The following is a 9,425-nucleotide window of genomic DNA, read 5'->3' on the forward strand; positions in this document are numbered from 1 at the left end:
CGCTGGCCTGGCGGGTGAGCGACTGCGCCTGCAGCAGGTCCACCCGGGCCGATTCGCCGGCGCGCACCCGGCGCTCGAGGTCGGCGGCGAGGGCCTGCGCGTCGCGCACGCGGGCCCGCGCCAGTTCGCGCTCGATCTGCGCCAGGGTGGCCTGCGCCGCGGCCTCGCGCACCTCGCCGGCGAGCTTGAGACGCGCCGCGGCCTGGGCCTGCTCGAAGGCGGCGCGCTCCGCTGCCACCTGGGCCGCGGTGGCGCGGCGCAGGCCGGCATTCCAGACCGGCGCCGAGACTTCGAGCTCCGACTCCCGCAGGCCGCCGTTGCTGCCGAGGCGGTCGCTACGGTAGGAGCCGGAAACGGTGGGCGGCCCGGCGAACAGCGAGGCCGCGGCGCGTTCGCGCGCGTCGAGCTCCTGCGCGCGGCTGGCGGCAGCGCGCGCCGGCGCGCTCAGCGCCCAGGCGGCATCGACCGCCTCGCGCAGCGTGGGCGGAGTCTGGGCCAGGCCGGCAAGCGCCAGCGCGGCCAGGGACACGGCCGCGAACGGCCGCAGGAAAGGCAAAGGCATCCTGTTCTCCGAAAGTCATGCGAGGACTCCGGCGAACCGCGGAAGAAGAAAGGAAGGGAGTGCGGCCCGCCGTCAGGCGGCGGGCCACTGGGGGCGTTCGTGCCGTTCCGAAAAACGCTCGCGCGTGGCGGGCAGGGCCGCCTCGGCCGGGGCGGCAGGCAGCGCCAGCAGGGCGAAGGCGGGCAGGTCCTGGGTGATGAAGGCCTGCAGGCCGTGGTAGGCGTGGGCGACGCTGCAGCAGGCGTCGTCCAGCGTGCCGCCGGCTTCGGCTGCGTGGTCGTCGTGCGAGGGGAACAGCTGGGCGTGCCGGTGCGAAGAGGGCGCCTGGCCCGCGCGGGCCGCCTCGTCGCAGAAATGGGTGGCCGCCCAGCTCGTCTGCATGGACATCACCCAAATGAGAAGCAACAAAAAGATACGTTGCACAGCGATCGGATACTAAGCAGCCGGGCTGCAGTCGCGCTACTGGGTTTCCCTGAGATCAGCGCAGCCAGCCGCGCTTCCGGAAATACCACATAGGTACGAGGGCGCTGGCCGCCATCATGACCAGGACGTAGGGGTAGGCGGCGTGCCCGAGCAGCCGGATTTCCGGAAACTGCAGGTTCATGCCGTACAGGCTGGCCACGAGGGTCGGCGGCAGCAGGGCGACGCTCGCCACCGAGAAGATCTTGATGATCTTGTTCTGGTTGATGTTGATGAAGCCGACCGTGGCATCCATCAGGAAGTTGATCTTGTCGAACAGGAAGGCCGTGTGGCTGTCCAGCGATTCGATGTCGCGCAGGATCTGGCGCGCCTCCTCGAACTGGCTGGCGTTGAGCATGCGGCTGCGCATCATGAAGCTCACCGCGCGGCGCGTGTCCATCACGTTGCGGCGGATGCGGCCGTTCAGGTCTTCCTGGCGGGCGATGGCCTCCAGCGCCTCGCCGGCCAGCGTGTCGGTCACCTCGCCGGCCAGCACCTGGCGGCTGACCTTCTCCAGCTCGTCGTAGACGCCTTCGAGCGTGTCGGCGGAGTATTCCGCGTCGGCGTCGAAGAGCTTGAGCAGCACTTCCTTGGCGTCCTCGATCAGGCCGGGCGCCCGGCGGGCGCGCAGGCGCAGCAGCCGGAACACGGGCACGTCCTCGTCGTGGATCGAGAACAGCACGCCGTGGCTCTTGAGCGAGTCGTTCATCAGGTTGAGGATGAACGCCACCCGCACGGAGCGCGGCTCGTCGTCGCCGCCGATCAGGAAGTCGCTGCGGATGTGGAGGTCGCCGTTGTCCTCTTCGTAGAAGCGGGCGGATTCCTCGATGTCCTCGTCCATCGCGTCTTCCGGGATGGACAGGCCGTAGTACTGCTTGATCCAGCGCTTCTCTTCCGGCGTGGGCGATTCGAGGTCGACCCAGATCGGCTGGAAGCGGGAGAGCTCTTCCAGCGACTCGATCTCCTCCTGGAAGAGTCGGCCGTTGGCGAGCGTGAAGATGTTGAGCATCGGAGCTTCGGTTCCAAAGGTTCGCGCTGAGGGGTGGGGTCAGCTTCCGCAGCGGCTGGAACCGCGGCTCCAGTCACCTGGGAAGCCGCCGACTAGGGCTGGTTTCCAAGGAGGGCTCTCCAGAAAAAGGATGGGCGATTATGCCGCGCCTGCGGGAGGGATTCGGGCAGGCTCGTCCATCCGGCCAGACCCTTACTGCTGTGGCAGGCGCAGGAAACGTCCTACACGGCTGGGCCAGAACGTCCGACACCACGGCTCAGGAGGCGGCCCTACATTGACTTCATCGCAGGGCTGCCCGCCCTGTCCGTACCTGCATAGGAGCCGAGATGATCCAGCTAGCGACCGACCCGAACGCCAGCCGCTCGAACTGGCGTCACGCCCCGGGCGAAGCCAAGGAGGACACCTTGGCACGCCGGCCGCGCAGCGGCCACGCGTGGCCCTTCATCGTGCGCTCCTCGGAGCGCACCCCCGGCTCGCAGGATCGCAAGCGCACCCCCACCAGCGCCGCCAGCGGCAGCTGAAGCCCCGCGGAAGGAGCACCCCATGTTCAAAGAACCCAAGACCAGCAACCGTTACAGCGACACGCCGCGCGACAAGCCCCAGGCGGAGCGGGTCGAGCACGCGAACCTCGATCGCCCCGGCGCCCAGGCTCACCCGAAGGCCGTGGGCGGCTGGAACCGCCTCGATGCCGCCGCCCTGTGGCGCCTGCGTTGAGCGCCGGCTGACGCCCCCGATTCCTGTCAAGGGGTGGGTCCACCGCCCGCCCCGAGATCTTTATCCGGCCCCTTCGGGGGCCGTTTTTCATGGTCGCGGGCGCGTGCCGTACGAAGGAAGAAAACATGAGTGCGGACGCGCACTTGCGAACCTGATTTCGAGCGATTTCGATTCACGCCTCGGCCTTGAGGGAAATCAATTGCCTTTTGGGAACGCCGGGCGCATAGTGGTTCGCAAGCAGATTCGAAGCATCCTTCCGGGCGCCAGCGAATGGCGCCACCAACCCGAGCGATGTGCAACAGGAGGCTCCATGAACCTGACGATCAGCGGTCACCACCTCGAAGTAACCCCGGCCCTGCGGAACTACGTGACCACCAAGCTCGATCGCATCACCCGTCACTTTGAGCAAGTCGTCGATATCAAGGTCCTACTGACCGTCGAAAAGCAGAAGGAGAAGGAACGAAGGCAACGCGCCGAATGCAGGATCCACGTGAAGGGCAACGACCTCTTCGCCGAGAGCGCCCACCACGACCTGTATGCCGCCCTGGACGAACTGGTCGACAAGCTGGATCGCCAGGTCTGCCGCCACAAGACACTCGTGCAGTCCCACCACCACGAAGCGCCCAAACGCGTGATGTGACGGAAGGATCCCGCCGCTCATGAACCCCGACGAGGCCCGCTGAATGCGGGCCTCGTCCGTTCAGGTGATTGACGCGGCACCCTGATTTCTGGGGCGCGGGCCCTCCCGCGTGCATAATCCGGTCCAGTTATCATGAACCGCCTTGCGTCCATCCTGCCGCCCGCCCAGGTCCTGGTCGGCGTCGATGCCACCAGCAAGAAGCGGGCGTTCGAGGAAGCCGGGCTGCTGTTCGAAAACCTCCACGGGCTCTCGCGCGCGCTGATCACCGACAGCCTCTTCGCCCGCGAACGCCTGGGGTCCACCGGCCTCGGCCACGGCGTGGCCATCCCGCACGGCCGAATCAAGGGCCTGAAGGCGCCGATGGCGGCGCTGTTCCAGCTGGCCCACGCGATCGGCTTCGACGCCCCCGACGAGCAGCCGGTCAAGCTCCTGATCTTCCTGCTGGTGCCGGAGGCGGCCACCCAGAAGCACCTCGAAATCCTGTCCGAGATCGCCGAGCTGCTGAGCGACGCGCCGCTGCGCGAGCGCATGAAGAACAGCACGGACGCTGTACAGCTGCACCAGCTCATCGCCACCTGGCAGTCCGCCCAGTCGCAGTAAAGAGGTTGTCCCAGGCTTGAAGCCGACCGTCGTCAGCGCCGACGTCCTGTTCGAGGACCACCGCTCCCAGCTCAAATGGGAGTGGGTGGCCGGCCTGGGCGCCTCCGAACGCCGCTTCGACGAGGTGGCGGTGCGGGCCGCCCGTTCGGGCGCCGACCTGGTCGGCTACCTGAACTACATCCATCCCTACCGGGTGCAGATCCTGGGCGCGCGCGAGGTGGCCTATCTCACCAACGCCACGGCGGAAGACTGCGCCCGCCGCATCGCCCGCATCGTGACGCTGGAGCCGCCGGTGCTGGTGCTGACGGACAACCAGACCGCGCCCGAGGCGCTGCTGTCGATGTGCGAGCGGGCCCAGATCCCGATGTTCGCCACCCACGAGCCCTCGGCGTTCGTGATCGACGTGCTGCGGGCGTACCTCTCCAAGCACTTCGCCGAGCGCACGTCGATGCACGGCGTGTTCATGGACATCCTGGGCCTGGGCGTGCTGATCACGGGCGAATCGGGCCTGGGCAAGAGCGAGCTGGGGCTGGAGCTGATCACCCGCGGCAACGGCCTGGTGGCCGACGACGCGGTGGACCTGTACCGCGTCAACCAGACCACCATCGAGGGCCGCTGCCCCGAGCTGCTGCAGAACCTGCTGGAAGTGCGCGGCATCGGCCTGCTGGACATCCGCGCCATCTTCGGCGAGACGGCGGTGCGGCGGAAGATGCGGCTGCGCCTGATCGTGCACCTGGTGCGGCGCGAGACCATGGAGCGCGAGTACGAGCGGCTGCCCTACGAGCCCCTCACGCAGGACGTGCTGGGCGTGCCGGTGCGCAAGGCCGTGATCCCGGTGGTGGCCGGCCGCAACATGGCCGTGCTGGTGGAAGCGGCCGTGCGCAACACCATCCTGCAATTGCGGGGGGTGGACACCTACCAGGAGTTCGTCGAGCGGCACCGCCGCGCGATGGAAAAAGGCGGTTGAGCGTTCGGCGTTGAGCGTTCAGCGGGAAAGACCACGCCAACGCTCAACGCTCAACGCCCAACCTACTTCTGCTTGTTCGGGCAGTTCACCTTGGTGCAGTGCGCGTACAGGCTCAGCGCGTGCTCGGCGATCTCGAAACCCTTGGTCTTGGCGACGGCGTTCTGGCGCTTCTCGATCTCGGCGTCGTAGAACTCCTCGACCCGCCCGCAATCCAGGCAGACCAGGTGGTCGTGGTGGGTGCCTTCGTTGAGCTCGTAGACGGCCTTGCCGCTCTCGAAGTGGCTGCGGGTGAGGATGCCGGCCTGCTCGAACTGGGTCAGCACGCGGTAGACGGTGGCCAGGCCGATGTCCGAGCGTTCCTCCAGCAGCACGCGGAAGACGTCTTCCGCCGTCATGTGCCGCTGGTCTCCCTTCTGGAACACGTCGAGGATCTTCAGCCGGGGCAGTGTGGCCTTGAGCCCGGTGCTCTTGAGTTCGTCGATGTTGGACATGGTGCTGCCGCTACAATGCCCCGATCATATCCCCTGGCCCGTCCCCTGCCTGTCTCATGCTCGTCACGCCCCCGCGCCGGCTGCGCCTCGTGCTCGCCGCCGTGGCCGCCACACTCCTGGCCGGCTGCGGCTCCTACGGCAGCTTCGGCAACCGCCTCGGCACCGCGCTGACCCCCTACAAGGTGGAGGTCGTCCAGGGCAACTTCATCTCGCGCGAGCAAGTGCAGGCGCTGCAGCCCGGAATGAGCCGCGACCAGGTGCGCCAGATCCTGGGCACCCCGCTGGTCACCAGCCTGTTCCACGGCGACCGCTGGGACTACGTCTTCACCCTCCGCCGCCAGGGCGTGGCGCCGCAGCAGCGCCACCTGGCCGTCTTCTTCCAGGGCGACGCCATGGCGCGGGTGGAAGGCGATCCCATGCCCAGCGAAGCCGAATTCGTCTCCACGCTGGACAACCGCCGCAAGGGCAGCAAGGTGCCCAGGCTGGAAGCGACCGAAGAGGAACTGCGCAAGGCCAGCGCGAAGCAGCCGCCCGCCCCGGCGCCCCAGCCGGAGGCACCGGCGGCGGCCGCACCCGCTCCTGCCACGAACTACCCCCCGCTGGAAAGCCCGGCGCGCTGAGAACCGCATGACCAAAGGCACCCAGGCTTTGAAGAAGGTGGCCGTGGCCGGCGCCGAGCAGACTCCCCCAGCCGGTGGCACCGGGCACCGGGTCGCGGTGGCCGGCGCCTCCGGCCGCATGGGCCACATGCTGATCGAGGCGATCCGCGCCAGCGACGACTGCCGCCTCGCCGGCGCGCTGGACATCCCCTCCAGCCCCACCATCGGCAACGACGCCGCGGCCTTCCTGGGCCATGCGAGCGGCGTGCCCGTCACCGCGGAAGTCGCCAAGGGCCTGGAGCACGCCCAGGTGCTGATCGACTTCACCCGCCCCGAAGGCACGCTGGCGCACCTGAAGGCCTGCCGCGAGCGCGGCGTGAAGATGGTGATCGGCACCACCGGCTTCACCGAGGCGCAGAAGGCCGAGATCGAGCAGGCGGCGAAGGACATCGCCATCGTGATGTCGCCCAACATGAGCGTCGGGGTCAACGTCACGCTCAAGCTGCTGGAGATGGCCGCCAAGGCGCTTTCCACCGGCTACGACATCGAGATCATCGAGGCCCACCACCGCCACAAGGTGGATGCGCCTTCGGGCACGGCGCTGAAGATGGGCGAGGTGATCGCCCAGGCGCTCGGGCGCGACCTGAAGCAGTGCGGCGTCTTCGCGCGCGAGGGCGTCACCGGCGAGCGCGATCCGTCCACCATCGGCTTTGCCGCCATCCGCGGCGGCGATATCGTGGGCGACCACACGGTGCTGTTCGCCGGCACCGGCGAGCGCATCGAGATCACGCACAAGTCCGCCAGCCGCGCCACCTATGCCCAGGGCAGCCTGCGGGCGGTGCGCTTCCTGGCCGGCCAGGAGCGCGGCCTGTTCGACATGTTCGACGTGCTCGGGCTGCGCTGACATGGCCTGCCACGGCGTGCGGCGGCGGACCGAATGAGCTTCCTCGATCTCTTCCGCCAGGGCGACGCGGTCACCCAGGTGGTGGCGATCCTGTTGCTGGCCATGTCGGTGTCGAGCTGGGTGGTCATCCTCTGGAAGGGCTGGATGCTGCACCGCGCCAGCGGCGACGTGGCGCGCAGCACGGCCGCCTTCTGGCAGTCCGGCTCGGTGGGCGAGGGGCGGCAGAAGGTCGCCGCGTTCGACCGCGAGGCGCTGGTGCTGCCGCTGATCGCCGCCACCGAGCTGCAGCAGCCCGGCTCGCTGGCCACGGCCGGCGACAAGGCGCAGCAGCTCACCCGGGTGCTGCGCAACGCCCTGCACGACGTGCTGTTCAAGCTGCAGTTCGGCCAGGTGCTGCTGGCGACCGTGGGCTCCACCGCCCCCTTCGTCGGGCTGTTGGGCACCGTCTGGGGCATCTACCACGCGCTCACCGGCATCGCCAACGCCGGCCAGATCACGATCGACAAGGTCTCCGGCCCGGTGGGCGAGGCGCTCATCATGACGGCCGCCGGCCTGGCCGTCGCCATCCCCGCCGTGCTGGGCTACAACATCTTCGGCCGCGTGATCGGCCGCATCGAGGCCGATCTCGAAGGCTTCGCGCGCGACCTGCGCGAGCTGCTGGTGCATCCCGCGGCGCCGGTCGCGGCCCACCACTGAGGCAACCATGGCTTTCGGCCGGCTGGAGCGCACCAAGGGCGAGCCGCCCATGAGCGACATCAACGTCACGCCGCTGGTCGACGTGATGCTGGTGCTGGTGGTGATCTTCATCATCACGGCGCCGCTGCTGGCCAGCTCGATCCGGCTGGACCTGCCGCGCGCCGAAGGCACCCAGCCGGGCGACGCGCCGCGCTTCGTGACGGTGGTGCTGGACCGCACCGGCCAGGCCTTCTTCAACGACCAGCCGGTCGACGCCGCCGGCCTCGAAAGCCGCCTCGGCGCCGCCGCGAAGGAAAACCCCGAAACCGAGATCCAGCTGCGCGCCGACCAGACCGTGCCCTATGGCCGGGTGGTGGAGGTGATGGGCCTGGCCCACAAGGCGGGTTTGAGCCGCATCGGCTTCGTGGCCGAGCCCGCGAAATAGAATTCCCCGACCATGGACGACAAGTACAACCACCTCGCGGTCGAGAAGGCCGCGCAGGACGAATGGACCGCGCGGGACGCCTACCGCGTGACCGAGGACGCGCGCAGGAAGAAGTTCTACGCCTGCTCCATGCTGCCCTACCCGAGCGGCAAGCTGCACATGGGGCACGTGCGCAACTACACGATCAACGACATGTTGACGCGTTACCTGCGCATGAACGGCTACAACGTGCTGATGCCCATGGGCTGGGACGCCTTCGGCCTGCCGGCGGAGAACGCCGCCCTGAAGAACGGCGTGCCGCCCGCGAAGTGGACGTACGAGAACATCGCGTACATGAAGGGCCAGATGCAGGCCATGGGCCTGGCCATCGACTGGTCGCGCGAGATCGCCACGTGCGACCCGAGCTACTACAAGTGGAACCAGTGGCTGTTCCTCAAGATGCTGGAAAAGGGCATCGCCTACCGCAAGACGCAGGTGGTGAACTGGGACCCGGTGGACCAGACGGTGCTGGCCAACGAGCAGGTGATCGACGGCAAGGGCTGGCGCACCGGCGCGGTGGTGGAAAAGCGCGAGATTCCGGGCTACTACCTGAAGATCACCGACTACGCGCAGGAACTGCTGGACTACGTGCAGAAGGACCTGGAAGGCTGGCCCGAGCGCGTGAAGCTGATGCAGGAGAACTGGATCGGCCGCAGCGAGGGCGTGCGCTTCGCCTTCCCGCACTCCATCCGGGGTGAGGACGGCCAGCCGATCGGCGGTGGCCGCATGTACGTCTTCACGACCCGCGCCGACACGATCATGGGCGTGACCTTCTGCGCCGTGGCGCCGGAGCACCCGCTCGCGCTGCACGCCGCGAAGACGAACCCGAAGCTGGCGCAGTTCATCGAGGAGTGCAAGAAGGGCGGCACCACCGAGGCCGAACTGGCCCTGCGCGAGAAGGAAGGCATGCCCACCGGGCTGCAGGTCACGCACCCGATCACGGGCGAGCCGGTGGACCTGTGGGTGGGCAACTACGTGCTCATGGGCTATGGCGACGGCGCCGTGATGGGCGTGCCGGGCCACGACGAGCGCGACTTCGCCTTCGCGCTGAAGTACGGCCTGCCGATCATCCAGGTGATCCACGTCGACGGCCAGACGTACGACTACAAGAAGTGGCACGACTGGTACGCCGACAAGGAAAACGGCGTCACCATCAACTCCGACATCTTCAGCGGCTTCAACTACCAGGACGCCGTGAACGCGGTGGCGCACCACCTGCAGCAGAAGGGCCTGGGCGAGAAGAAGACCACCTGGCGCCTGCGCGACTGGGGCATCAGCCGCCAGCGCTACTGGGGCACGCCGATCCCGATCATCCACTGCG

At 68.2% G+C, this 9,425-nt stretch carries 14 protein-coding genes; 10 read left to right on the forward strand and 4 right to left on the reverse strand.

The genetic code is table 11. The features are described from left to right. The 3 genes from VFM98_RS11430 to VFM98_RS11440 form a co-directional block, all read right to left on the reverse strand. On the reverse strand, positions 1 to 562 hold a 562-nt coding region (locus VFM98_RS11430), incomplete at its 3' end, for a TolC family protein (RefSeq protein WP_325110042.1). 72 nt (positions 563 to 634) lie between these two features. After that, positions 635 to 949 carry a hypothetical protein gene (locus VFM98_RS11435; RefSeq protein ID WP_325110043.1) on the reverse strand — a complete coding sequence of 105 codons (315 nt, stop codon included), beginning with the start codon at positions 947 to 949 and terminating at the stop codon, positions 635 to 637. A gap of 91 nt (positions 950 to 1,040) precedes the next feature. Further along, positions 1,041 to 2,030 (reverse strand): magnesium and cobalt transport protein CorA, encoded by a 990-nt coding sequence (locus tag VFM98_RS11440; RefSeq protein WP_325110044.1) that lies wholly within the window; start codon positions 2,028 to 2,030, stop codon positions 1,041 to 1,043. Between the two features lie 326 nt (positions 2,031 to 2,356). On the opposite strand from VFM98_RS11440, the gene VFM98_RS11445 reads away from it, so the two are divergent. From VFM98_RS11445 to hprK, 5 genes are all read left to right on the forward strand, one after another. After that, positions 2,357 to 2,551: a hypothetical protein gene (locus VFM98_RS11445; protein ID WP_325110045.1), complete on the forward strand. Its 195-nt coding sequence runs from the start codon at positions 2,357 to 2,359 to the stop codon at positions 2,549 to 2,551. Positions 2,552 to 2,573: 22 nt separating this feature from the next. Then, the gene (locus VFM98_RS11450; RefSeq protein ID WP_325110046.1) at positions 2,574 to 2,744 is read left to right on the forward strand and encodes a hypothetical protein; all 171 of its coding nucleotides are present in this window, start codon (positions 2,574 to 2,576) and stop codon (positions 2,742 to 2,744) included. 310 nt (positions 2,745 to 3,054) lie between these two features. Beyond that, positions 3,055 to 3,384, forward strand: coding sequence for a ribosome hibernation-promoting factor, HPF/YfiA family (gene hpf, locus VFM98_RS11455; protein WP_325110047.1), 330 nt, complete (start codon positions 3,055 to 3,057; stop codon positions 3,382 to 3,384). Between the two features lie 132 nt (positions 3,385 to 3,516). Next, the gene (locus tag VFM98_RS11460) at positions 3,517 to 3,984 is read left to right on the forward strand and encodes a PTS sugar transporter subunit IIA (RefSeq protein ID WP_325110048.1); all 468 of its coding nucleotides are present in this window, start codon (positions 3,517 to 3,519) and stop codon (positions 3,982 to 3,984) included. A gap of 16 nt (positions 3,985 to 4,000) precedes the next feature. Continuing rightward, positions 4,001 to 4,951 carry an HPr(Ser) kinase/phosphatase gene (gene hprK, locus VFM98_RS11465; protein ID WP_325110049.1) on the forward strand — a complete coding sequence of 317 codons (951 nt, stop codon included), beginning with the start codon at positions 4,001 to 4,003 and terminating at the stop codon, positions 4,949 to 4,951. 62 nt (positions 4,952 to 5,013) lie between these two features. On the opposite strand, the gene fur is transcribed toward hprK, so the two are convergent. Next, entirely contained in the window at positions 5,014 to 5,442 is a 429-nt protein-coding gene (fur, locus tag VFM98_RS11470) for a ferric iron uptake transcriptional regulator (protein ID WP_325110050.1), read from the reverse strand. 56 nt (positions 5,443 to 5,498) lie between these two features. Here fur and VFM98_RS11475 point away from each other — a divergent pair, with 56 nt between their 5' ends. The 5 genes from VFM98_RS11475 to leuS all read left to right on the forward strand — a co-directional run. Further along, the gene (locus VFM98_RS11475; protein ID WP_325110051.1) at positions 5,499 to 6,062 is read left to right on the forward strand and encodes an outer membrane protein assembly factor BamE; all 564 of its coding nucleotides are present in this window, start codon (positions 5,499 to 5,501) and stop codon (positions 6,060 to 6,062) included. Between the two features lie 7 nt (positions 6,063 to 6,069). Beyond that, complete coding sequence (gene dapB / locus VFM98_RS11480; RefSeq protein ID WP_325110052.1) at positions 6,070 to 6,945, forward strand: 4-hydroxy-tetrahydrodipicolinate reductase; 876 nt, start codon at positions 6,070 to 6,072, stop codon at positions 6,943 to 6,945. A gap of 33 nt (positions 6,946 to 6,978) precedes the next feature. Then, positions 6,979 to 7,641, forward strand: a complete 663-nt coding sequence (locus tag VFM98_RS11485) for a MotA/TolQ/ExbB proton channel family protein (protein WP_325110053.1) — start codon at positions 6,979 to 6,981, stop codon at positions 7,639 to 7,641. A gap of 7 nt (positions 7,642 to 7,648) precedes the next feature. Continuing rightward, the gene (locus VFM98_RS11490; protein ID WP_325110054.1) at positions 7,649 to 8,065 is read left to right on the forward strand and encodes a biopolymer transporter ExbD; all 417 of its coding nucleotides are present in this window, start codon (positions 7,649 to 7,651) and stop codon (positions 8,063 to 8,065) included. 12 nt (positions 8,066 to 8,077) lie between these two features. Beyond that, positions 8,078 to 9,425: leucine--tRNA ligase (leuS, locus tag VFM98_RS11495; RefSeq protein WP_325110055.1), on the forward strand; the 1,348-nt coding region annotated here is incomplete at its 3' end.

Origin of the sequence: Ramlibacter sp. (genome assembly GCF_035706265.1) — a bacterium.
Taxonomy (GTDB): domain Bacteria; phylum Pseudomonadota; class Gammaproteobacteria; order Burkholderiales; family Burkholderiaceae_C; genus Ramlibacter.

Coding starts and splice junctions, on each gene's coding strand:
- hpf (WP_325110047.1), top strand. CDS start 3,055: ATGAACCTGACGATCAGCGGTCACCACCTCGAAGTAACCCCGGCCCTG.
- fur (WP_325110050.1), bottom strand. CDS start 5,442: ATGTCCAACATCGACGAACTCAAGAGCACCGGGCTCAAGGCCACACTG.
- VFM98_RS11445 (WP_325110045.1), top strand. CDS start 2,357: ATGATCCAGCTAGCGACCGACCCGAACGCCAGCCGCTCGAACTGGCGT.
- VFM98_RS11435 (WP_325110043.1), bottom strand. CDS start 949: ATGTCCATGCAGACGAGCTGGGCGGCCACCCATTTCTGCGACGAGGCG.
- VFM98_RS11490 (WP_325110054.1), top strand. CDS start 7,649: ATGGCTTTCGGCCGGCTGGAGCGCACCAAGGGCGAGCCGCCCATGAGC.
- VFM98_RS11450 (WP_325110046.1), top strand. CDS start 2,574: ATGTTCAAAGAACCCAAGACCAGCAACCGTTACAGCGACACGCCGCGC.
- VFM98_RS11460 (WP_325110048.1), top strand. CDS start 3,517: ATGAACCGCCTTGCGTCCATCCTGCCGCCCGCCCAGGTCCTGGTCGGC.
- VFM98_RS11475 (WP_325110051.1), top strand. CDS start 5,499: ATGCTCGTCACGCCCCCGCGCCGGCTGCGCCTCGTGCTCGCCGCCGTG.
- VFM98_RS11485 (WP_325110053.1), top strand. CDS start 6,979: ATGAGCTTCCTCGATCTCTTCCGCCAGGGCGACGCGGTCACCCAGGTG.
- VFM98_RS11440 (WP_325110044.1), bottom strand. CDS start 2,030: ATGCTCAACATCTTCACGCTCGCCAACGGCCGACTCTTCCAGGAGGAG.
- dapB (WP_325110052.1), top strand. CDS start 6,070: ATGACCAAAGGCACCCAGGCTTTGAAGAAGGTGGCCGTGGCCGGCGCC.